This is a genomic window from Bradyrhizobium sp. T-12 (assembly GCF_058314695.1).
Genome location: NZ_CM177756.1, coordinates 5,001,599 through 5,024,446, shown reverse-complemented (window position 1 = coordinate 5,024,446; position 22,848 = coordinate 5,001,599). Strand labels below are relative to the sequence as shown.

Sequence of the window (22,848 nt, the reverse complement as noted above, 5' to 3'; positions counted from 1 at the left end):
TTGCGCCGCCGCCCGCAACCCTTTGGTCCGGGCCGACCATTTCAGCGCTTGTTGGCCTGCCGCAGCAACCGCTCGCGCTCCATGGGCGTCACCTCCTTGGGCAGATTGGCCTGGGCACAGGCCTCCGCCAGCCGCCGCCGCTCCTGCCAGGGCTCCACCACGTTCATCCAGAGCTCGCGGGTGCCCATGATGGAGATGGCAAGGCCGAACGGGATCACGAAATAGAGAATGCGAAACACCAGGAGCGTCGCCAGGAGCTGCTCACGGCCGAATTCGGGCAGCGCCAGCAGCATGGCGGCGTCGAACACGCCGATCGAGCCGGGCGCATGGCTGGCGAATCCGAGCAGCGTCGCCAGGATGAACACCACGGCGAGCGACATGAAGTCGATCGGCGGGTTGGCCGGCATCAGGAGGTACATCGCCGTGGCACAGAAGCCGAGATCGACCACCCCGATCAGAATCTGGACCAGGGTCAGCGGCGCGGAAGGCAGCACCACCTTCCAGCCCTTCTGGCCGAGCTCGCGTCGCTTTTCGCCCATGCAGAGCCAGACCAGATAGGCGCCGATCGAGGCGAGGCCGCCAAGCGCGATCAGCCGGTTGATCGACGACGGCAGCTGATCCATCGAGGACGCCGCATCCGGATGGATCGCCATGCCGATCGAGAGCACGAAGATGTTACCGAGCCAGAAGGTCAGGCCCGACAGGAAGCAGATCTTGGCGACGTCGATCGCGTTCAAGCCGTAGTCCGAATAGATCCGGAAGCGGATCGCGCCCCCGGTGAACACGGTGGCGCCGATGTTGTGGCCGATCGAATAGGACGTGAAGCTGGAGAGCGCCGCGATGCGATAGGGCACGTGCTTCTTGCCGATCGTTCGCAGTGCAAAAAAATCGTAGAAGGTCAGCGTACAGAACGCGAAAAACACGCAGATCGCCGCCAGCCCGATGCTCCCGCGGGGGATCTCGGTTAACGCAGTCAGGATGACCCCGGTATCGATGCCCTTGAGGGTCCGCACCAGCGTGGTGATCGCGAAAGCGATGATGAAGATGCTCGCGGCAACGCCAAGGCGTCGCCAGCCGATCCATCTCTTGAAGCCGCGTTTCAGCGCGGGCAGCAGTCCGTGCATTCATCCTCCCGGCGGGGGGCAAGACCGACCGGGCCAGGCATTGGCCAGTCGGGTGTGATCATGGCCAAAGGCAGGCATCGATCGCTCGACATGATCCAGCTCATTTAAGGCAAAAACAGCGGCTTGTGCAGCCCTTGACAACAAGAGGTTCTGCGCTGGACCGGCCACTTTGTCATACGTGGTTCACATCGGAGGCGCGTTAAGCATATGAGTCGTGAAACCGGCCGGCTCGTGCGTTCGTATGGGCCCTATGATTTCAGGTCCCGGCGCCGGCCGCATTGTTCCAGCGCAAGCCTTACGGGTCTTTTTTGGAACGTCGATGCCGGGCGCTCGTTGGGCCCCATCAGCAACCGAGCATGGCGGAATAAGCGGCTTTTCGTGCAAGCCGCGGCCTTCGTGTTCCAAGAACCGGAAGAGGACGGAACGATGGGACTGTTCACAAAAGATATCAAGACCATGAATGACCTGTTCGTGCACCAGCTCCAGGACATCTATTACGCCGAGCAGCAATTGACCAAGGCGCTGCCGAAGATGGCAAGCAAGGCCACGGATCCACAGCTGAAACAGGGCTTTTTGACGCACCTCGAGGAGACCAAGGAGCACGTCAAGCGGCTCGAGGAAGTGTTCAAGATGCATGGCGTCCCCGTGAAGGCGGTCGACTGTCCGGCGATCGACGGCATCATCGAGGAAGCCGACGAGACCGCCGGCGAAGTCGCCGACAAGGCGGTGCTCGATGCCGCGCTGATCAACGCGGCACAGGCCGCCGAACATTACGAGATCGTGCGCTACGGCAGCCTGATCGCCTGGGCCAAGCAGCTCGGCCGCAACGATTGCGCCAGCGTGCTCGCCAAGACGCTCGAGGAGGAAAAGGCGACCGACAAGAAGCTGACGACGCTCGCCGAGAGCAAGGTGAATTTGCGCGCGGCGAGCTGATGCAAGGCCAACCATGATTGGCGCCGCGCGGTAGTCCGCGCGGCGCTTTCACGCTCAACATCATTATTCGGTCGTTCTCGAAGCATGACGGAGGGTTAAAGGCGTACATGTCGCATGGGGCTGCAATCGAGGTGCAGCATGCGAGCCAACACCATCAAATATGAAACCTTCGACGGCAGGGCCGACACGCCACGCGCGGGCTCGGCTCTTGCGACTTCTCTCACGCTGGCCGCAATGAGTCTCGGCTATGGCGTGGTGCAGCTCGACGTCACCATCGTCAACACGGCACTCGATGCGATGGGCCGGGCGCTCGGCGGCGGCGTCGCCGAGCTGCAATGGGTGGTCAGCGCCTACACTATCGCGTTTGCCGCCTTCATCCTGACGGCTGGCGCTCTCGGCGACCGGATCGGCGCCAAGCGCGTCTTCATGGCGGGGTTCGCCATCTTCACCGCGGCCTCGCTCGCCTGCGCGCTGTCACCCAATGCGACCGTGCTGATCGGCGCCCGGCTGGTCCAGGGGCTGGCGGCGGCGATCCTGGTGCCGAACTCGCTTGCGCTGCTCAATCATGCCTATGCGGACGACCGCGCACGCGGCCGCGCCGTTGCGGTCTGGGCAGCCGGAGCCAGCCTTGCTCTCACCGCCGGCCCCTTCGTCGGCGGCGCGCTGATCACGCTGGTCGGATGGCGCGCCATCTTCCTGGTCAATCTGCCGATCGGGCTCGCCGGCCTGTGGCTGAGCTGGCGCTATGCCAGCGAGACCACACGGGCGCGCTCGCGCGAGATCGATTTGCCCGGCCAGCTTGCCGCGATCGGAGCGCTGGGGGCGCTGGCCGGCGCCATTATCGAAGGCGGTGCGCTGGGTTGGAGACATCCGGCGGTGATCGCAGGCTTTGCCGGCTCTGCCATTCTCGCTGCGCTCTTCATCTGGCGCGAGAGGCGCGCGGCGCAGCCGATGCTGCCGTTGTCGCTGTTCAGCCACAGGCTGTTCGCGCTCACCTCGCTCGTCGGCCTGCTCGTCAACATCGCCATCTACGGCCTGATCTTCGTGCTCAGCCTGTACTTCCAGCGGATCAACGGGCTGTCGGCGTGGTGGACCGGGCTTGCTTTCGTGCCGATGATGGCGGCGGTGCTGCCGATCAATCTGCTGGCGCCGCGCCTCGCCGAGCGCATCGGCGCGTGCCCGACCATCGTCGTCGGCGCCTGCGTGTCGGCGCTCGGCTGTCTCGGTCTGCTGTGGATCGCGGCCGACACGAGCTATTGGATGATCTGCGGGCAGATGATCGCGATCAGCGGCGGCCTAGGGCTATTGGTACCGCCGCTGACCTCGACCTTGCTGGGCAGCGTCGACAAAGCGCGCTCCGGCATCGCGGCGGGCGTCCTCAACGCGACGCGGCAGACCGGCAGCGTCCTCGGCGTTGCCTTGTTTGGATCGCTGATGGCGGGAACAGGCGCCTTCATGGAAGGCCTGCATGTGTCGTTGATTATTTCAGCGGCGGTCTTGTTGCTGGCGGCGGCGGTGATCGGCTTCGGTGCACCGGCGCGAGAATGACAATGTGAACGAATCCGGACATCCGCCATTTACCATTCGCGGACCGGTCATGTAGCCGGTTACCGATCGTCCACCTCTGTCGGTTCAAGTGCGAGTCCATAGGGACGGGGCCCGCAATGTATCAAGTTCTTTACTGTCTTACCGAGGAGCACGATCTGCGCCTCGTCGCGCTCGGCGGTGCGGTGTGCCTGCTCGCCAGCGCAGCGGCGATCAGCCTGTTCCATCGCGCGCGTGCGACGCACGGGCTCGAACGTCTTGCCTGGATCGGCCTCGATGCTGCCGTCAGCGGCTGCGGCATCTGGGCGACGCATTTCATCGCGATGCTCGCCTATGGGCCGGGAGGCGCGGGCGCCTACAACATCCCGGTGACGATTATGTCGCTGATCTTTGCGATCGCGGTGACCTTCGTGGGGCTGAGCATCGCCGTATCGTCCTCGCGCGCGGCGTGGGTCGCCCTTGGCGGCGCCATCGTCGGCACCGGTGTCGCGGCGATGCATTACACCGGCATGGCGGCGCTGGAGATACCCGCGCGGGTGGGCTGGATCGGAAGCACGGTTGCTATCTCGATCCTGTCCGGAATTCTCTTTGCGGCGCTTGCCCTGTTTGTGGCGGCGCGACGCGATGACCTCTTCCATGCGCTGACGGCGACTGCGCTGCTGACGGTCGCCATCGTGGCACATCATTTCACGGCCATGGGCGCGGTGCTGCTGACGCCGGATCCGACGCTCGCGATCAGCGGCCTGTCGATCCCGCCGGCCTCGCTGTCCTTCCTCACTGCCAGCGCCGCGGTCGCGATCATCGCGATCGCCCTCGTGGCGGCGCTGCTCGACCGCCGCGCCAAGGGCGAACTGGGGGCCCAGCAAATGGTGTTGGACACGGCGCTCGAGAACATGTCGCAGGGGCTGTGCATGTTCGACGCCGACGGCAAGATCATCCTGTTCAACGAGCGCTATGCGGCGATGCTTCGCCGCACCGACATCGCGCTCACCGGCCGCCGGCTGGTCGACATCTTGCGGGACGAGCAGGCCAAGGGCCAGTGGCAGGGCGATGCCGATGAATTCTTCGCCCGCCTCGTCGCCGACGCGCGCGAGGGCCGCACCACGACCGACGTGGTCAACCGGTTCGGCCGCTCCATCCGGGTGGTCAACCAGCCGATGCACGGCGGCGGCTGGGTCGCGACCTTCGAGGACATCACCGAATGGCTGGAGGCGCAGGCCAAGATCTCGCACATGGCGCGCCATGACGCGCTGACCAGCCTGCCGAACCGCGTGCTGTTCCACGAGCAGCTCGAGCAGGGGCTGCGCCGGACAAGGTCGGGCGAGCAGCTCGCGGTGCTCTGTCTCGATCTCGATCACTTCAAGGACATCAACGACTCGCTCGGCCATCCCATCGGCGATGCGCTGCTGAAGGAGGTCGGCCGCAGGCTGACGGCCGTCGTCGACGAAAGCGACACCGTGGCGCGGCTGGGCGGCGACGAGTTCGCGGTGGTCCAGATCGGACGCTCCGAGGAAACCGCTGCGAGATCGCTCGCCCGCCGTCTCGTCGAGGTCATCTCGGCACCGTACGAGATCGACGACCATCAGATCGTGATCGGCGTCTCGATCGGCATCTCGCTGTCGCCGCAGGACGGCAGCGACCCGGACGAGCTGTTGAAGAACGCCGACCTCGCGCTCTACCGCGCCAAGGCGGACGGCCGCGGTACCTATCGCTTCTTCGAGACCGGCATGGATGCCCGCGCGCAGGCGCGGCGGCTCCTGGAAATGGATCTGCGCGCGGCGCTGCAACGTGGCGAGTTCGAGCCGTACTACCAGCCGATCCGCGACGTCATCAGCGGTCGCGTCGTCGCTTTCGAGGCGCTGCTGCGCTGGAACCATCCGCACCGCGGCCTGATCGCACCCATCGACTTCATCCCGCTGGCCGAGGAGACCGGACTGATCGTCCAGCTCGGCGAATTCGTGCTGCGCTCCGCCTGCATCGACGCGGCGAGCTGGCCTGACGACGTCGACCTCGCCGTCAATCTGTCGCCGGTGCAGTTCAAGAATCCGAACCTGATCGCGTCCGTGACCGAGGCGCTGGCCGCTTCGGGGCTCGATGCGCGACGCCTCGAGCTCGAGATCACCGAATCGGTGCTGCTGCAGAACAGCGAGGCGACGCTGACCACCCTGCACGAGCTGCGCGGCATGGGGGTGCGGATCTCGCTCGACGATTTCGGCACCGGCTATTCGTCGCTCAGCTACCTGCGCAGCTTCCCGTTCGACAAGATCAAGATCGACCGCTCGTTCGTGTCGGAGCTGGCGACGCGCGAGGATTCCATGGCGATCATCCGCGCCGTGACCGGCCTCGGCCGCAGCCTCGGCATCGTCACCACCGCGGAAGGCGTCGAGAATGATGCGCAGCTCGAGCTGCTCAGGCGCGAGGGCTGCAATCAGGCGCAGGGCTATCTGTTCAGCAAGCCGCGGCCGGCCTCCGACGTGACGATCATGCTGGACCGCCCGCGGCTGCTGGCGTCGGCGTGAGGTTCAGCCGCGGCGCAGCGCGAAATGGGCGCCGCAGAACGCCATGACGGCGCCAAGGCATAGCGCGGCGAGCCCGGCGAGCACGCCCGAGACGGTCGGGATCGGGCTCGGCGCCGAGGCTACCTGACCCGCACCCGCGAGCAGGAGCACGCCGACCGCGATCAGGAACTGGCGCATCCGCTGCGGGATCTGGCCGGACACGGCGCTCTGCATCAAGCTCGCGGTGAAATAGCCGCCGGAGAATCCGACCGTGGCGATCAGCCACCAGGCAATCGCCGCGCCCGCGGGGATGAACTCGGCCGTGTCGGAGCGCCAGAGCCCGCCGAGGTCGAGCCCGTAGCGCGCGCCCAGCATGTGCACCGCGAGCGCCAGCAGCACGCCGGAGATCATTGCGGCGCCGAGAATCAGACGGCGCGGAAAAAAGGTCGTCTCAACCATGCCTCGCTTGTAGGATGGGCGAGGGCGATCGCGCAAGCGGATCGCCGGCGGGATGGCGCGGACGGGATCGCGCGGACGGGATCGGTTGTCGGGATGCAGGGTTCGGAGGCCGAGGCCGCGCCAGTTGTGAGCTATGCCTACAAGGCGTCGCTGATCGGCTCGGCGCATCGCTTCGAGCTGACGGATCAGGGGCTGTCCTGGTACATCTCCGGCCGCTCGGGCCTGTGGCCTTATGACGAGATAAGCGCAATCCGGCTGTCGTTCCGCCCGGTGTCGATGCAGCAGCACCGCTTTCGCGCCGATGTCACGCACAGGAGCGGCCGCCGCATCGCGATCCTGTCGACGAGCTGGCAGACCGCGGCGCTGATGGCTCCGCAGGACAACGGCTTTCGCGCGTTCATCGTCGAATTGCATGCGCGGATGGCCGAGGCCGGCAGCCACGCGGCGCTGACCGCCGGGCTCGGCCGCACGGCCTATGCGATCGTGCTGGCATTCCTGGCGGCGCTGGCGGTGGTGATGGCGGGCCTGTTGATCCGTGCGCTGATGATCGGCGAGCTCGCCGGCGCGCTGTTCATCGTCGGCTTTGCCGCGCTGTTCGCCTGGCAGGTCGGCGGCTTCGTGCGGCGCAACCAGCCACGCGCCTATACCCTGGCGCGCCTGCCGCAATCGCTGCTGCCCTAGTCTTGCAACCGGCCGCTGATCGATTGTCAGCGGGGCCTGCCGCCTGGCTCGGAGCAATCCGAATAAACGCCGATGAGCGGCCATGGTCCGAGCGGACATCCCGGCGGAACTTGTACTCGGCTGGAGGTGCGTCGGCGCTAGGGCCCCCGCGATCTACTCCGTCGAGTCGAAATCCTCTTCCTTGGTGCCGAGCAGCGACACGATGGTGCGCAGGCCGGAATCGAGCTGCTCGAAGGTGGGCGGGGCGAGTGCGAGGCGCACCGCGTTCGGGGCATGACCGTGGGCGATGGCGAAGGTGGAGGACGGCGTCAGTGCAATGCCGCGCCGGGCCGCAGCGGCAACAAAGGTCTGCGAGCGCCAGTGCGGCGGCAGCGTCAGCCACAGATGATAGGAGCGCGGGTCGGCGGCGAGCTGGTAGCCGGCGAGCAGCCGTGCCGCGGTCTGCTGACGCCGCGAGGCGTCGATGCGTTTCAGGCGCGTGAGCTCGGCGACGGTGCCGTCGGCCATCAGCCGCTGCCCGGACGCCAGCGCATGGCCGGAGGCGATCCAGCCGCCGGTGCGGACCGCGCTCATCACGCTCTCGCGCAGTTGCGGCGGCGCCACGAGGATGCCGAGCGCAAGGCCCGGCGCGACCTTCTTCGACAGGCTGTCGATCACGATACAGCGGTCCGGCCCGAGAGCTGCCAGCGGCGTGTCGTCGGCGAGGAAGCCGTACACGGCGTCCTCGATGATGGTCAGGTCGAGCTTTTCGGCGACGCGCATGATGTCGGCGCGCCGCGTCGCGTTCATGGTGACGCCGAGCGGGTTCTGGATGATGGGCTGCAGATACAGCGCCGACAGATGCGCCTCGCGATGCGCCTTCTGAATGGCGTCGGGCCGCGCGCCGTACTCGTCCATCGGAATCGGGACCAGCGTGATGCCGAGCCGCGCCGCGATGCTCTTGACGTAGGGATAGGTGAGCGCCTCGACGCCGCAGCGGCCGCCGGTGGGCACGAGCGCCGCAAGCGCGGCCGCGAGCGATTGCTTGCCATTGGCCGTGAAGACGATCTGCTCGGACTGCGGCGCGAAATCCTTGCGCGCGAGATAGGCGGCGGCCGCATTGCGCGCGCTCTTGGTACCGGTGCTGGTGGAGACGCGCAGCGCCGATTCGAGTGCATCGACGCGCTCCAGTCCCGCAAGGCTCTTGGCGATCATCGCCCATTGCTGCGGCAATAGCGGGTAATTGACCTCGAAATCGATCCGCGCCTCGCGCGGCTCGCTCAGCGCCTCGACCTCGCGCCTGATGTCGCCGGAGATGAAAGTACCGCGGCCGACCTCGCCGACCACGAGCCCACGGCGGAGCAACTCCGTATAAACCCGGCTCGCGGTCGAGACCGCGATGCCACGGTCATAGGCAAAATTGCGCTGCGGCGGCAGCCGGTCGCCGGGCCTTAACGTGCCGTTAGAGATATCCGAGGCAATGGCATCGGCAAGCTTCACGTACTCGAACTTGGACATTATTGCACCGAGAGCAATGTTTTACTTGCTCCGAGTAGTGTACTGAAGCATTTAAGTTCCATCAAGGTCCGCGATTGAGCCGAGGAGAGCGAGAGCAATCCGACGGCAAATGAGGTGCAGACGCCCAGTGCGTCCGCGCCAACGGCATTTGCTTTCGCCGCGCGGAACGACAGGCCGGAGAAGAAAAATGACCATTATCTCGCAAACTGCCGGGCGGAGTTTACGCCCATCCTCGACGGGCGGATTTTTCGCCACGCTCGCCCACGCCGCTTATGCGCTGTTCGATCGCCTCGAGCGCCGTACCGCCGTCAAGACGCTGAACGAGCTCGACGACCGCGCCCTGCGCGACATCGGGATCACGCGCAGCCAGATCGAGGACGCCGTCTACGGGCAGTTCAAGGCCGAGCTGACGCGGTATCTGTAAGCCACTACTGTCGCGTCCCGGACGCGCAGCAACGCGTTGCTGCGCAGAGCCAGGACCCAGGGGCCGCGCACACGCTGCAACATGGGCCCCGGCTCTGCATCGCACCGCTTGGCGCTGCGCTATGGGTTTCGCTCCGTTCTACCCATCCTGCAATTCTGCAGACGCGGCTTCGCATCCTCGCGGCGCGTTTCGCCCGAGCTTTGCTTGATCTCTTCGCCCTCATCGAACAAGGGCGCAGGGAAGGCCGGGAGCCGGTCGGCTCCCGTGGACCGCCATGCCAAGGGCAGACTGCGTGTGCTGCTGCATAGCGGAGAACAGGGCAACCGGGGACATCCCGGCCTTCCCTGCGCAGTGGTTTGAACGGCTTATGTCGTGCTCTCCCCGGGGAGCGTTGCACTATTGCCCCCGTCGCCTTGCGGATGGCTGACGCGCGAACCCGGTCGGGCCGCCACATCACCACAAGACTTAACGCACAGACTGCGGGCGCCAGGACCACACGATTTTGCTGTACGCTGATGGCACCGGTCGTGTGCGCGATGGCCTTGCTCACGGTTGCCCGCCCTGCAAAAGCCCTTCGCGCCGGTATCATCAGCGCCCACCGCCGCCCGGCCCGCGTTCGTGACGATCGCGATACGCCCCTTGTCCTTGGGCCGGGTTGCCGCGATGGATGCGCGCTTTCCGAATTTCGGTAAAGCGGAATATTTTCCGCGGCGCGCGTTGACCCATAGCTCGGGTGTTTTGCCCGGCGGCAGCGCAAGGGATTGTGGCTGCGCAGCCCTCTTGCTGGGGAACAGTCCCGGAGAAGGGCTCGCCATCGCAAGCAAAAACGCCGCCCGCTTGAAATGAAGCGCAGGCGGCGGCTGATCAGCCCCGGGAGGGTGAGAGTAAAATCCCGATACCAATAGGTCTTTACGCAGAGGGCGTAGGTTCAGCCCACTGGAGATTGAGACCTAAAGCGGCGCCAACAGGCCCGGCGAGGTCAACCACTTGTTGACCTCTCCGGCAACATCGATCTGCCGGGCTTTTCGCAAAAGCTCCGAGCGGCGGATACCAGCGGGCATCCCTTTGGCCTGCTGGCGAAGGTTGAGTGCCTCTTGCGCCAGGCGATATTCGAATGTCGATGATGGTTCTGGGAATCGTCGAGCCAAGATTTTCATGCTCCGCTGCGGGGTAAAGCGGGAGCGCAACTCGCGTTCACACCACCGATAGATGCTACGGGCCGCTCGGCGGTGGCGAGACAATGCGACTCTATCTGCTGGATAGCGAGTGCTTTATTTTGCTTCCGCGCGGGAACTATCTGTGAAACTCAGCAGCCGCGGCAAATATTCTTCAGCTTCGCGGCGGTTCGTGCGTCTTCCGCAAGAAACGGATCCTTGTCACCTGACGATGAGCTGATGCTCGCTTGGGCGGGCCTCGCTGTTCTTGGAGGAAATGCCGCATCGTAACACGACAGGCGCGCGTTGGTGCTTTCGATCGCACGGCAGTTTGGCTCCGCCGCCACAGCTGCGGTCGTGGATGTGCCCACCACCGCCGCCAGCAAGAGCGCTCTGGTCCATGTGCTCGTTCGGGCCGGCGTCATGCCGAACACTCCATATTACTTGGTTGCACCCGCCCAAATGGGCCGCTCGCCGGTCCAGGCCGGCAGAGCATCCCATTCGGACCAGCGCATCCTGCGCTCCTCGTTTCCGACCCTCACGAACACGAAGGGAGCATCGTCCCGACCCGTCTTCGAACCCGTGAAAACCGCCGGAACGCCGTAGGCATCTCTGATGATTGCTGTGTTTGCCATTGCCGCCTCCTGTCTCGGCTCGCGTGCTCGCGAGTTGGCCGAAGCGCCGCGCTTGCATTTTGGCGCGGGTCATCGACGGACCGCCCGCCGCTAGAGAACGGCTACGATCGCGATCAGCAGAATGAGGAAAATAGGCACCAGTAAAGGTGGCACGAGCCACTCACGAATGTCGAATTTGACCGAATCGGACATCTGACCGCCTTCTGTCGGGTGGAGGCGGGAGCGCGATGCTCTCAGTCACCGATAACAGCCAAGAAGCGTGCGGTGATGCCAGCCTTGTAGCACTCACCTTGCCAATTAGCGAGATCAATCTCGTCGATCTTGCGTGCAATGACTCGGACGAGCGGCTCATACCAGTTCATCAGTCCACACCTTGAAGCTGATGAGCTCGCCTGGTCCGAAAATATGAACAATCGGAACATCCGCCGCATCGCGGCCTTGGGCGATCAGGACACGGCCGATGCGCGGGGTGTTGTTGCGTGCATCGAAGGTGTACCAGCGACCGCCAAGGTAGGCATCGAACCAACCCGCAAAGTCGCCGGGGGCATGCGGTGGCGGAATGCCGATGTCGCCGAGATAGCCGGTGCAGTAGCGCGCTGGAATGTTCATGCAGCGGCAGAACGCAATGGCGAGATGCGCATAGTCCCGACAGACGCCCTTCTGCTCGTTGAAGACCTCCCACGCCGTCATGGTCGCCCGCGCGTGCTCGTATCCGAACGCGATGTGATCGTGGACGAAATCGCAGATCGCCTGGACGCGCGCCCAGCCGGGCGCCGTTTTCTCGAACAGCTTCCACGCGATGTCGGAAAGCCGATCTGTTTCGCAATACCTGCTGCCGAGCAGATAGAGCAGGGTGTCCGATGGAAGATCTTCGACCGCGTGCTGCGCGGCTGAAGGCACGATCACATCGGGCAAGCCGCTGTCGCGCACCGTTCCGTCGGCAGTAAGGCGCATGCGGCCGCGGGGCGCAACCATCCGGCTGCACCAGTTCCCGAAGCTGTCGCGGTAAGGCGTGATCGGAACGGAAGGCGAGGTGATGAGGTGATCCGGTACGACAACATCGGATGCCCGCGTGAAATGCGTTCCGACCATCGCGATCAATGGCGTGACTTGCGGGAAGTCGTAGATCATTTCGAAGCCGACCCGAATCTGCATGCTTAGGCCTCGGCTCCAACTGCGCTGACTGGAATTGGCCGGCGGATGAGTCGGGTTGGCTCGAACTCAGGTCGGCATCGCTGCGACAGTCCGGTCTGCGGCGTCGCTGAAGAGGAAATGGCTATGCAACTGACCGAGCGCAATGCCAAGTGCGGCAAGGCCAAGGCACGTCCCATCACCATGCCGTGTCCGACCATCCCGAGCGGAGGGCGCGGTGCTCGCCAGCATTCGCGGCGGCCATTGTCTAGTGCAATGTCGCGGCAGCGGCTTCGTCGATGGCCGCCATCAAATCGGGCGTCGCAGATTGATGGACCATATGACCGACGCCGGCGATCCGGTGCAGTTTGCTTTGCTTGATCTCTTCGTGGAGCCTGACCGATTGCTTTTCGATGTCGATCAGACGGTCGTCCTCACCCCCGATGATGATCGTGGGCATCCTGAGCTCACTATAGGTCTTCGCAGCGACAAAAGCCGCCGGGACCATCAAGGCCGCTTCTGCGGCACTGGCACGCATCTGTGCTGGCCGTACAGCCATTGCCTTGGGAAAGTCGGCGAATTTCTCGGGCACTGTGCGCGGGCCAAATAGCTTGCGCAACATCACAGGCCACATCAGCCGCCCGAAGATCGGGGATATTGTGTAACTGATGATATCGCCGAGTCCAGGGATTGCAGGTGCCAAAGAGGCCGTGGCGTCGGTGCGGGCGGTCGGGAAATAATATCCCGACGCCAGCACTAATGCTTCGACCAGCGATGGATGCCTGATCGCCAGCGCCACTGCGAGCGACGCTCCCCATGAGTGTCCCAGCACAATCGCGCGCTGAACGCCCAGACGGCCGAGTGCTTCCCTGAACAGATCTGCCTGGGTCTCAGGGGTCCAAACCGCATTGCGGGGCCGCAAGCTATGTCCGAATCCCGGGCGGTCGAAGACGATAACCCGGTAGTTCTTGGCGGCCAGATCAATCAAGCCGCTCGACTCGAAGTCCTGGATCATGCTGCCGTTGCCATGAAAGAGCACCAGTGGCCGGCCGTTGCCGCGCTCTACATAGTGCAGACGCACGCCATTGACCTCGATGAACCGCCCCTGTGGCGGATTATCGCGTTGTGCCTTCCTGGCAAGCTGGCGATTGATGAGAGCTGTCCCCAGAAGCACCGCTCCAATTCCAGCAACAGCGGCGAGCGCGGGATATTGCCTTGCGGCACTGAGCGAGTTGGAGACGAGCGAAGGGGAGCGTGTGCGCAGCAAGGTCATGGCAGTACCTCAGTGGGTTCTGCACGATGCCTCAGGGCAAAATGAGAAATGTTGCAGGTAATTCAAACGAGGGCGTCGTCCGTTGGTTCCTGTGTGGCGCCCAGATCTGATCGTTCTTCTTGTTACCGCATTCACTCTTAGGCAAAGCGCCGCACCTGCACGCGAGCAGGTTAGCGCCAGTCTGTTGCGGGCCTAGATGCCTAGCCCGGGCCCGGTGTCTCGTCTTTCTTCGGCGATCGCAACGCCGGGGAGGAGAGCCAATCATCCATATGTGCCGCCATCTCGGCCTGCCGGGCCCTTTTCGTTGCAGCTTCCCGCAACGGGCCATGCGGTAGCAGCTTCGCTTCCTCTTTTAGCTTTGTAGCCTCTTCGAGTAGGCGCTCATTGAGCGATTTTGTGTGTTTGAACCGGTGACGCTGCATCTGGCGTTCCTTTCCGTGAGGGCGGGAGCGCGATCAGGCGTTCTCATCACCGATGATAGCCGAGAGCCGGGCGGCGATGACGGTGAACGTTCCAACCGAGGAACTGTTCCATCCTATCCTGCTCTACGAACTCGCCGCTGGTGTAGCGCACGACGGGGCCGGCGCTGGAGCCGAGGAAATAGGTGCGCATCGCCGATGCGAGGTCATCCCAGGGACAGCCATAAGCTCGATCATCTTCGGACCTCTCGGGCTTGCGGCGAGGCCGTGTCGCGGCGCTGCGCCGGCGCCGATGCCGGATGTCGAGCCGTCGCAAGCGCGTGATGACGCGGCCGCCGAGCAGGGTGATGCGCGCCGCGGCCTGTTTGACGACGAACAGGATCGTCGCGACGCGGCTCAGCATGCCGACCAGGATGAGGACAGAGAAGATGTCGATATAGGCGAGGAAGTCGCCGATCAGCATCAGTTCCGGTGGAATCGGAATCCTGTGATAGTAGGCCAGAACGATGATCGCGATGGGGATCAAGGCGATGATCCTCCGCGCGGTCAGCCTGTCCAGCTGCGCAGCCAGTTGGACGACCAGCACCTCCCACAGCGCATCACCGATCGCGAGCGGGACCTCGTAGGTCCATCTTCGCCACCATTGCTTCATGGCATTGCTCCGAACTTTGGGCCGCAGCCGGGACCAGGCTACCTCACGCGTCTTCGTCGTCCCCGTCGTCATCCTGCTCATCGTCATCGGAATCGACGGCCATGGCTTCGATGTATTCGCGCCGAACTGTACGCAACGTCCGCCCGGAGGCCGGGTCGATCAGAAAGAACCACCAGCCTCCGGTCCGCTTGCCTGCGATTGCAGTGGCAGCATCCCGTGCGTTTGCGAATGCCGCGCCATCCACCTCCACGCTTCCATCCGCAAGAAGGGTAGCGACCCGATGGCTAAATTTCTTACGCTTCGGAATCAGTGACATGCCTGGTTGGAGTAAGCCGGCATTGAGCAGGTCGGAGAGCTCTACCTTTCTGCCTGGTTTGGGCCGTGCTGCCGCGAACCCTGAGCGATGGCCGGCGGGAACTGTCCAGATAGCGCTAATTAGTTTCACCAAAGCCGACGTGCGACTCCGAATACCCTCGTCAGTCCACTGATCACCGGCTGCCTTCAAAAGCTCGCGGTTGAGCATGAGGACATCATGTCCTTCAAGACCAGCACGCTTACTGTCCGTTCCCATCCACGGGCCGTTCGAAACCTTAGAATTGAGCTTACCTGTTAAAAGTGTAAGATTGCCGAGGGTGTGAATAAGACGATCTCGCTCTGTTTCGTCGGTCGGGGGAGGCCAATTTGCCTGCCATTTCCGGGGCATTACGTGTTCGATAGCCAGCCTTCCACGAGCGACTCTTTCACCCCCCAACCCCTGTTTGCCGTCACGCCATCCCCGCAGATAGTCTTCGATGGCCTCCAGCACCATCCGCAGCCGTCCGCGGCGAATGCGGCGATAGGCAAGCAGGTCCACAAGCGCTTGCTCCAGCTCAACGTCATCCGGCCAGTAACGGCCGCCGCTAGGTTGCGCAGCCAGCTGCTTCTCGATGGTGTCGCCCGCGCGTAGCCTCTCGTCCGTGTGCAGGAGCTTGATGATCTCGGCTACCGCTTGTCCGTAGCTCTTTGCCGGGGCTCGAACCAGCATGCGCCGGACCATCCAGCTCTCTACGACGTCCAATGCTTTGACCAGTTGATCGTACGGGATTGACGGTCGGTCTGGGTCGAGCAAATCAAGGACGAGCGGTTTGATGATCTCGCTTTCGAGAACGCCGGTCCGATATCCGAACAACCCAAGGCGGTCTACAGGCCCAGTCTCGCGAGCCGCGCCGTCGATAAATTTGCGGTAGCGGTCAGCTGCGGCGTGGAGTCGCCGCAATAGTTCGAGCATCGAGAGCCCAGATTCGTGGTCGGCATACCGTTTGAAGCGGTCGAAGACCTCACGTGCAACAACTTCCTCTGTCGTTTGCGCAGCGAGCCAATGGTTTAGAAACACGGACGATCGCGGATAGCGAAGGCGACCGACGCTGATTTCGGTCTCCCAAAACCCTGTTTCGAAGTCTTTCCAGTATCTTTGGTATGCGTCCTCGACATCCGCCTCCGACTCCAGCAGGCGCTGAAAAACAAAGTTCTTGATGAGGTCAGCGGCCGTCAGCTGGGCGCCGCGCGCGTTCAGCGTCTCAAAAATCTCCTGGGCATTTTCGTCTGGCGCAAGATCAATAACGACGATTTGCAGAAGCTCCCTCGCCGCACGTTCAATCGCTGCGCCTCGAGCTTGCTCGCAATCCGCGCCCTTTTCTCGCAGCCATTCGCGCGCCTGCTCGCTGAAGTACCGGTGGGCCTGCGCCATCTTCTCTTTACAATAAACCAAGCTCGCGTGGTTAACAGGAGGCTTGGCGCCCATGACTTCGTTGAAGGCAGGACGGTCGCGGTTGGTCGGCCAAACTTTGAAACGGTCTTCTGGCTTTGTACAGAAAGGCTCGGCATTGAGAACGAGCGGTTCGATGCGCGCTGCTGACGAGTTGGCATTTACAGCTATGAGCTCGGCAGCCAACGCATCAAGGAGGAGTTGCAAGGTTGTCAGGCGCTGTTGACCGTCGATTATTGTCCGCTGCTGCATCAGGCCAGCCTGGTTTGGCATTTGCTGGAGCACAACAGCGCCGAGAAAGTGCGGCTGGTGCTTATCCTCAGGCTTGGAAAATAGACGTTCAGCGATGCGGCTGAGATCTTCCCAAAGCGGCTCCCACTGGGTTTCCTGGTTCCAAACGTACGGCCTTTGAAATAGAGGGACGATCAGCCGCTGCGGCTGCATGAATACCAACTGAGGCGTGCGAACCTGCGTTTCCATGGTCTAGTCTCTGGGTTGTCGCGTCCGATTCACACGCGTCGGCCTGCCAGAAGCTTTTGTGCAACGTTGCCATCAAGCTTAGTCTTTGTCTTCTAGCTATTTGAGAATGCCAAAGATGTACGAAGTGTTCTGCGAGAGCGCGCCGAGCGCCTCGCGTCCAGTTCGGCCACCGCAATAAGCAGACCAGAACTCGGCGATTTTCAGAAAGTCTTTCTGGCTGATGGACCGCGGCTTTGAGATCGTCGTGGAGTAGATCGTGATCGACTGCGGCCTCGTTTCGTAGATCTTGAAGGCAACGCCGTATCCGCTTTCCCGGCCCCATGTCCTGATTTCGGTCTCGGAGCGAAGCCGAATAGCATCTGTCCAAAATCGTTCGGCGCTCATCTTTGTGCCTATTGCATACGAGGATCGCGGTGGGGATGAAGGCGACGACCTTTGTACCGTCAGGTAGGTCGTCACTATTGCTTCATGACATTGCTCTGAGCTGTGCCTGATCACGAGTCGCGCAAAAGCAGCCGCCCCGGATTACGCTGCGCTCCATCCGGGCTACGACCGCGTTTGCTGAGCTAGTGCCTCACCACCAGCACCGAGCATTTTGCGTAGCGCACGACGTGGCCGGCGTTGGAGCCGAGGAAATAGGTGCGCATCGCCGGCCGGTGCGAGGTCATCACGATCAGATCGGCCTTCATGTGCACGGCTTCCTCCAGGATCTCGTGGTAGATGCCGCCCTGGCGGACCACGCTGGAGATGCGGGCGGGGTCGATGCCGGACTCGCGCGCGACGATGGCGAGCGCCTCCTCCGAGGTCTGGCGCTGCTGCTCGTCGAAATCGGCCGGCACGTATTCGGCCAGCATCACCGGTGTCATCGGCAGCACGTTGAGCAGCCGCACCTGGCCGCTCCACGTTTGCGACAGCGTCGCCGCGGTCGCGATCGCCGGCTTGGCCAGATCGGTGTCGGCGAGGTCGATGGGCACGAGGATGGACTTGAACATCTGCGCCTCCAAATCTTCAGCCCTTGATCGCACTGCATCAACCGGTCGAGACGGCGCTCGCGCGTCTCAAGCCGATCGAAGCAGCTTGGGGCTGGTGAACAGCACCAGTTTGCCGCGGCGGTAGGCCACGTCACCCCAATCCTTGACGTCAAAGTCGAAGATCGCAAGCCCCGAGGTGGGCAGATTGTCGGCGAGCGCCTTGGCACCGGCAGGATCGCCGCCGCCCATCAGCATCAGCGCGGCCTCGTGCATGCCGGGATTATGGGCGACCAACAGCAATTGCCTGGGATTGGCGGGAGCCGTTGCAGTGCGAATGGAGTCCAGAATTTGCGCGGGATCGGCGCCGTAGAGTTCCGGCAGGATCTCGACCTGCGGCACCGGGACGCGGTCCTTCATCGCCGCCCAGGCGGTGTCCCAGGTCTGCCTGGCACGGACGGCGTGCGACACCAGCACGGTATCGGGGAAGGGCGGATGGCTGGCGATCCAGTCGCCGATCTGCTCGGCATCCTTATGGCCGCGGTCGTCGAGGCGGCGGTCCTGGTCACGGCCGCTCGGCGCGTCAGTCTCTGTCTTGGCGTGACGCAGCAGCATCAAACGGCGCATGGCATTCTCGAATCGTTCCACGTCCAGAATAATCTACAGGTGCCGGTTGAGGACAAGGTGACAGGCGCCCGGTTGGTATCTTAAGAAACGACATGAGCGAGACTTACACAAGCGTGTCCCAGGACGAAGCCGGCTTTCGCGACCGCACACGGCTGTCGTTCGACCTTGACGCCGACATCTGCGTCATCGGCGCCGGGCTGGCCGGGCTCACCATCGCGCTGGAGGCGGCCCGGTTGGGGGCCAGTGTCGCGGTGCTCGAGGGCCGTCATATCGGCTGGAACGCGTCCGGCAACCAACTCGGCACGGTGATGCCGGGCTTTGCGCTGCCGCTCACCGACCTGATCGAGCGCATCGGCTTCGAGGACGCGCGTGAATTGTGGACGCTGTCGAAGGAGGGCGCAGAATTCGTCCGGGCCAACGCCACGGAAGAGAACATGCCGGGGATCGGACTGAGCGAGGGTGTGCTGGAGGTCTCCAACGTCGATGCCGGCGACCGGCTGATCAGCCGGTTGCAGATGCTCAACGAGGATTTCGACACCGAGGTCGAGGGTTGGCAGGTCGATCGCGTCCGCGAGGTGCTCAAGACCGATCGTTACTTCCACGGCGTGCATTATCCGAAGGCGTTTCAGGTCGACGGCCGCAAATATGTCCATGGCCTCGCGGCGCTGGCGCGTCGGGCAGGCGCCCGCATTTTCGAGGACACGCCGGTCGTCAGCATCGATCATTCCGGCATCCGCAAGCGCATCGTCACGCCCTCGGCGCGGCTGCGCGCCACCCACATCGTGCTCGCGGGCAACATCCATCTCGGCGCGCCCCTGCGGCGCCTGTCGGAGACGCTGCTGCCGGTCTGGCGCTATGCCGGAATCACCGCGCCGCTCGGCGAGCGCGTGCATGAGATCATCGCCTTCAAGGGGTCGGTGATGGACTCCGACGGCGTCGACCATTTCCGCATCGTCGACGGCGACCGGCTGATGTGGGAAAGCCCCGAGACCACCTGGGCCGCGCGTCCGCAGCGCTTTGCGGGCGCCGTCAGGCGGCGGATCCGCACGATCTTTCCGGCGCTCGGCAATGTCGAGGTCACCGACATGTTCGGCGGCGCCACCGGCCAGACCGTGCACGGCATGCCGCAGATCGGCCAGTTGCGCAAAGGCCTGTGGGTGGCGAGCGGGTTCGGGCGCCAGGGCATGAATACCTCGGCCATGGCCGGGCAGATGATCGTGCGGAGCATCCTGTGGGGCGATGAGCGCTGGAAGCTGTTCTCGCCGTTCGAGCTGGTCTGGGCTGGCGGCGCCACGGGACGGGTCGCAGGCCAGTTGGTCGGGATCTGGGGCAGGGCGAGTTCCGCAGCCGCAGGCTCGCTCGCCCGGTACCGTGAACGGGCCAAGCTCAGGGATCACCAGCGCGAGGCGCGTCTTGCCGAAGCCAACCGCGCCGCCGGCACCGGTCCGCGCCGCCCGCCGCCCGGCGTCAGGCCGCGCCCGGCCCCGCCGCCGAAACCCGCAGCCCAAGCCGGCGACCCGCCTTCGGAACCGGCCTCCCACGACGCCGGCGTTGCGCGATAAACCGGCGAAAAATTCCGCCCGGACGTGTAACTTCGGCCGTTAGAGCCCGTATCTCAGGGCGTGGAGCTCCCGCACGGAGAATGAGATGTTTGATCGCCGCATCCTGTTGACGACCGCCGCCGGCCTGTTCGGCCTTGGGGCCTTCCGCTGGCTCAGAGCAACGCCCGCCGAGGCCGGCGAGAAGACCGCGGAAAAATTCGAGATCACGAAGACGGAGGCTGAATGGCGCGCCCAGCTCACGCCGCAGCAATATGAGATCCTGCGCAATCACGGCACCGAGCGGCCGGGCTCCAGCCCGCTGTTGAAGGAGCACCGCAAGGGCACCTTCGCCTGCGCCGGCTGCGACCTGCCGCTGTTCGCGTCCGAAACCAAATTCGAGAGCGGCACGGGCTGGCCGAGCTTCTACCAGCCGATCGAAGGCAATGTCGGCAAGACCGAAGACCGGGCCTACGGCATGGTCCGCACTGAGGTGCATTGCCGGCGCTGCGGTGGCCATCTCGGCCACGTCTTCGACGACGGTCCGAAGCCGACCGGCCTGCGCTATTGCATCGACGGTTTCGGGCTGGTTTTCCATCCCGCAGCAGCGTCGGCGACGTAAGAAAGCCCCGGCAATTGTTGCCGGTCCCGGCAATTGTGCCCCGGTCGTCAGGCCGGGGCTTTTTCGTTAAGCCATTGATTTCTTAGAGATACCCGCATTGGCATGGCCCTTGCGACTGTCTCCACCGACTGCGGCCATGGTCGACCGGCCGCCGAGATCGGATTTGGAGACAAAGTTATGGGTATCTTCGATGCAATGAACACCTCGGTGGGTGGCCTGCAGGCGCAGTCCTACGCGCTGCAGAACATTTCCGGCAACATCGCGAACTCATCGACCACCGGTTACAAGGGCATCGGCACCAGCTTCGTCGATCTCATCCCCGACTCCTCGGTTCCGAGCAAGCAGGTCGCGGGCGGCGTGACGGCCAATGCCAAGGCCACCATCACCACGCAGGGCACGATCTCGGGCTCCACCGTCGCCACCAACATGGCGATCACCGGTGACGGCTTCTTCTCGATCCAGAAGGCGACCGGCGTCGTCGACAACGTGCCGGTGTTCAGCGGCGTCACCTATTACACCCGCCGCGGCGACTTCCAGCTCAATGCCAACGGCAACCTGGTCAACGGCGCCGGCTATTATTTGATGGGCGTCACGGTCGACCCCAAGACCGGCAACCCGACCGGCAACGTGGCGAACGTCCTCAAATTCCAGAACAACTTCATTCCGGCGCAAGCGACCACCTCGATCCAGTATGCGGCAAACCTGCCGACCCAGCCGAACACTGCAGCGAGCTCGACCGCCACGACGGGGTCGCTGCTGGCGGCTGGCGGCCTCAATCCTTCGGATTTCGCTGCCAACCCGCTTCCGGTCGGCACGCCCCCCGCGCCCTATACCAACAACACCGCTTCGGGCGCCGCGGCCACGGGCAACCTCCGCTCGCCTTATTCTTCGACGACGAACACCGGATCGGTCGCTCTCCAGAACAACTCGGCGGCCGTGGCATCGACGACAACGTCGCTGGATGCCGCCGTCGGCACCCATCTCGCATCGAGCATCCTCACCGCACTGAGCGGCCAGACGCTGACGATCAACGGCAACACGATCACCTTCAACACCGGCAACACCGTCACACTCGGCACCAACTCGACCATCGGCCTGGGCGCCGGCACGCCCGCGACGGTCCAGGACATTCTGACCGCAATCCAGAACGCAGGCGGTGCGGGCGTGACCGCGTCTCTCAACACCAGCGGCAACATCGTGATTTCGAGCGGCACCTCCACGGATGTGGCGGTGAACAGCGGCACCGCGGCCACGGCGCTCGGCATCACCAGCGTGACGCGCGGCGGCAACGTGCTGTCCTCGCCCGCGATCTCGGGGTCGACGCTGCTGAGCGGCAGCGCGACGGCCGGCGGCGCCGAGGTTCTCACCTCCGGCTTTTCGGCGGGCCCGCCTGCCGACACGATCACCGTCAACGGCCAGACGCTGACCTTCGTGGCTTCGGGCGCGAGCGGTCCGAACCAGATCAACGTCACCGACAACATCACGACCCTGCTCAGCAAGATCGATGCGCTCTCCGGCGCCACCGGCTCGTCCGTCAGCACCAGCGGTGTGATCACCTTGAACACGGGCACCGTGTCCAACCTGTCGGTGTCGAGCTCCAACAGCGCCGCCTTCGCCGCGCTCGGCTTTACATCCACCATCACCAAGAACCGTAACGGCGGCGGCACCGCGGGCACCGGCGGGGTGATCGGCAACGACATCGCGACCTTCACCAAGGAGTCGATCAGCGGCGGCGCGGTGACCGCTTACAACGCTGCGGGTACCCCGGTGAACCTGCAATTGCGCTGGGCCAAGACCGACAGCGCCTCGCTCGGCGCAGGTCACTCCGACAGCTGGAACCTGTTCTACCAGACCGATCCGAACGCGACCGGCACCACGGTCGGCTGGGTCAATACGGGCCAGGCCTTCACCTTCGCTTCCGACGGCTCGCTGACCACGCCGAGCGGCTCGGGCATCACCATCAACAATGTCAGCGTCAGCGGCCAGTCGCTCGGCTCCGTCGCCTTCAACATCTCGACCGGCGGACTGACGCAATATGCCAGCACGTCGGGCGCGGTGACCATCAACACCATCACGCAGAACGGCTACGCCGCCGGCCAGTTGCGGTCGGTCGCGGTCAACAACAGCGGCCTCGTGGTCGGCACCTTCTCGAACGGCCAGAACCTTAACCTCGCTCAAGTCTCGCTGTCGCACTTCAACGGCACCAACTATTTGAAGGCGATGGATGGTGGCGCGTATGCCGCGACCGAACAGTCGGGTGCGGCGATCGACGGCGCATCGGGGAGCATCAGCGGCTCGTCGCTTGAAGGCTCGAACACCGACATCGCCGACGAATTCACCAAGCTGATCGTGACCCAGCAGGCCTATTCGGCCAACACCAAGGTGATCACGACGGCGAATTCGATGGTGCAGGACCTCCTGAACGTGTTGCGCTGATCGGCGCG

General features: G+C 64.0%; 21 protein-coding genes. 8 read left to right on the top strand and 13 right to left on the bottom strand.

Going from position 1 to position 22,848, the window contains the following annotated elements; all coding sequences use genetic code 11:
- Positions 1-41 precede the first annotated feature (41 nt).
- A complete protein-coding gene (locus AC0WRY_RS24045) occupies positions 42-1,124 on the bottom strand; it encodes a lysylphosphatidylglycerol synthase transmembrane domain-containing protein (RefSeq protein ID WP_194403273.1) in 1,083 nt (360 codons plus the stop codon).
- 426 nt (positions 1,125-1,550) lie between these two features.
- Here AC0WRY_RS24045 and AC0WRY_RS24040 point away from each other — a divergent pair, with 426 nt between their 5' ends.
- The 3 genes from AC0WRY_RS24040 to AC0WRY_RS24030 all read left to right on the top strand — a co-directional run bounded on the left by AC0WRY_RS24040 (position 1,551) and on the right by AC0WRY_RS24030 (position 6,121).
- Positions 1,551-2,057, top strand: a complete 507-nt coding sequence (locus AC0WRY_RS24040) for a YciE/YciF ferroxidase family protein (RefSeq protein WP_194403272.1) — start codon at positions 1,551-1,553, stop codon at positions 2,055-2,057.
- A gap of 138 nt (positions 2,058-2,195) precedes the next feature.
- Positions 2,196-3,605 (top strand): MFS transporter, encoded by a 1,410-nt coding sequence (locus AC0WRY_RS24035; protein ID WP_491121271.1) that lies wholly within the window; start codon positions 2,196-2,198, stop codon positions 3,603-3,605.
- A gap of 116 nt (positions 3,606-3,721) precedes the next feature.
- On the top strand, positions 3,722-6,121 hold the full coding sequence (locus AC0WRY_RS24030; RefSeq protein ID WP_491121269.1) for a bifunctional diguanylate cyclase/phosphodiesterase: 2,400 nt from the start codon (positions 3,722-3,724) through the stop codon (positions 6,119-6,121).
- A gap of 3 nt (positions 6,122-6,124) precedes the next feature.
- Here the strand turns inward: AC0WRY_RS24030 and AC0WRY_RS24025 are convergent, their stop codons facing one another.
- On the bottom strand, positions 6,125-6,559 hold the full coding sequence (locus tag AC0WRY_RS24025) for a hypothetical protein (protein WP_211419755.1): 435 nt from the start codon (positions 6,557-6,559) through the stop codon (positions 6,125-6,127).
- Between the two features lie 93 nt (positions 6,560-6,652).
- Here AC0WRY_RS24025 and AC0WRY_RS24020 point away from each other — a divergent pair, with 93 nt between their 5' ends.
- Positions 6,653-7,240: a hypothetical protein gene (locus AC0WRY_RS24020; RefSeq protein WP_491121266.1), complete on the top strand. Its 588-nt coding sequence runs from the start codon at positions 6,653-6,655 to the stop codon at positions 7,238-7,240.
- Positions 7,241-7,393: 153 nt separating this feature from the next.
- On the opposite strand, the gene AC0WRY_RS24015 is transcribed toward AC0WRY_RS24020, so the two are convergent.
- Positions 7,394-8,737 (bottom strand): aminotransferase-like domain-containing protein, encoded by a 1,344-nt coding sequence (locus AC0WRY_RS24015; RefSeq protein WP_491121264.1) that lies wholly within the window; start codon positions 8,735-8,737, stop codon positions 7,394-7,396.
- Between the two features lie 187 nt (positions 8,738-8,924).
- On the opposite strand from AC0WRY_RS24015, the gene AC0WRY_RS24010 reads away from it, so the two are divergent.
- Positions 8,925-9,161, top strand: coding sequence for a DUF1127 domain-containing protein (locus tag AC0WRY_RS24010; RefSeq protein WP_491121262.1), 237 nt, complete (start codon positions 8,925-8,927; stop codon positions 9,159-9,161).
- 950 nt (positions 9,162-10,111) lie between these two features.
- Here AC0WRY_RS24010 and AC0WRY_RS24005 read toward each other — a convergent pair.
- From AC0WRY_RS24005 to AC0WRY_RS23960, 10 genes are all read right to left on the bottom strand, one after another.
- On the bottom strand, positions 10,112-10,318 hold the full coding sequence (locus tag AC0WRY_RS24005) for a hypothetical protein (RefSeq protein WP_249132327.1): 207 nt from the start codon (positions 10,316-10,318) through the stop codon (positions 10,112-10,114).
- Positions 10,319-10,755: 437 nt separating this feature from the next.
- Entirely contained in the window at positions 10,756-10,950 is a 195-nt protein-coding gene (locus AC0WRY_RS24000) for a hypothetical protein (protein WP_491121260.1), read from the bottom strand.
- 233 nt (positions 10,951-11,183) lie between these two features.
- Entirely contained in the window at positions 11,184-11,312 is a 129-nt protein-coding gene (locus AC0WRY_RS23995) for a hypothetical protein (RefSeq protein ID WP_256438851.1), read from the bottom strand.
- Positions 11,299-12,105 (bottom strand): transglutaminase-like domain-containing protein, encoded by an 807-nt coding sequence (locus tag AC0WRY_RS23990; RefSeq protein WP_211419751.1) that lies wholly within the window; start codon positions 12,103-12,105, stop codon positions 11,299-11,301. Before AC0WRY_RS23990 ends, AC0WRY_RS23995 begins: the two co-directional genes overlap by 14 nt.
- A gap of 244 nt (positions 12,106-12,349) precedes the next feature.
- Positions 12,350-13,354 (bottom strand): alpha/beta fold hydrolase, encoded by a 1,005-nt coding sequence (locus AC0WRY_RS23985; protein ID WP_491121258.1) that lies wholly within the window; start codon positions 13,352-13,354, stop codon positions 12,350-12,352.
- 468 nt (positions 13,355-13,822) lie between these two features.
- Positions 13,823-14,425, bottom strand: coding sequence for a hypothetical protein (locus AC0WRY_RS23980; RefSeq protein WP_491121256.1), 603 nt, complete (start codon positions 14,423-14,425; stop codon positions 13,823-13,825).
- 43 nt (positions 14,426-14,468) lie between these two features.
- Positions 14,469-16,649, bottom strand: coding sequence for a GmrSD restriction endonuclease domain-containing protein (locus AC0WRY_RS23975; RefSeq protein ID WP_491121254.1), 2,181 nt, complete (start codon positions 16,647-16,649; stop codon positions 14,469-14,471).
- A gap of 96 nt (positions 16,650-16,745) precedes the next feature.
- Positions 16,746-17,033, bottom strand: a complete 288-nt coding sequence (locus AC0WRY_RS23970) for a hypothetical protein (protein ID WP_491121252.1) — start codon at positions 17,031-17,033, stop codon at positions 16,746-16,748.
- 182 nt (positions 17,034-17,215) lie between these two features.
- Positions 17,216-17,641, bottom strand: coding sequence for a universal stress protein (locus AC0WRY_RS23965; protein WP_194403262.1), 426 nt, complete (start codon positions 17,639-17,641; stop codon positions 17,216-17,218).
- Positions 17,642-17,707: 66 nt separating this feature from the next.
- On the bottom strand, positions 17,708-18,244 hold the full coding sequence (locus tag AC0WRY_RS23960) for a SixA phosphatase family protein (RefSeq protein ID WP_491121249.1): 537 nt from the start codon (positions 18,242-18,244) through the stop codon (positions 17,708-17,710).
- A gap of 92 nt (positions 18,245-18,336) precedes the next feature.
- Here AC0WRY_RS23960 and AC0WRY_RS23955 point away from each other — a divergent pair, with 92 nt between their 5' ends.
- From AC0WRY_RS23955 to AC0WRY_RS23945, 3 genes are all read left to right on the top strand, one after another.
- Entirely contained in the window at positions 18,337-19,806 is a 1,470-nt protein-coding gene (locus AC0WRY_RS23955) for an NAD(P)/FAD-dependent oxidoreductase (RefSeq protein WP_491121247.1), read from the top strand.
- Between the two features lie 85 nt (positions 19,807-19,891).
- Complete coding sequence (msrB, locus tag AC0WRY_RS23950; RefSeq protein WP_211419746.1) at positions 19,892-20,404, top strand: peptide-methionine (R)-S-oxide reductase MsrB; 513 nt, start codon at positions 19,892-19,894, stop codon at positions 20,402-20,404.
- A gap of 177 nt (positions 20,405-20,581) precedes the next feature.
- Positions 20,582-22,840 carry a flagellar hook-basal body complex protein gene (locus AC0WRY_RS23945; protein ID WP_194403258.1) on the top strand — a complete coding sequence of 753 codons (2,259 nt, stop codon included), beginning with the start codon at positions 20,582-20,584 and terminating at the stop codon, positions 22,838-22,840.
- The last annotated feature ends 8 nt before the right edge of the window (positions 22,841-22,848 follow it).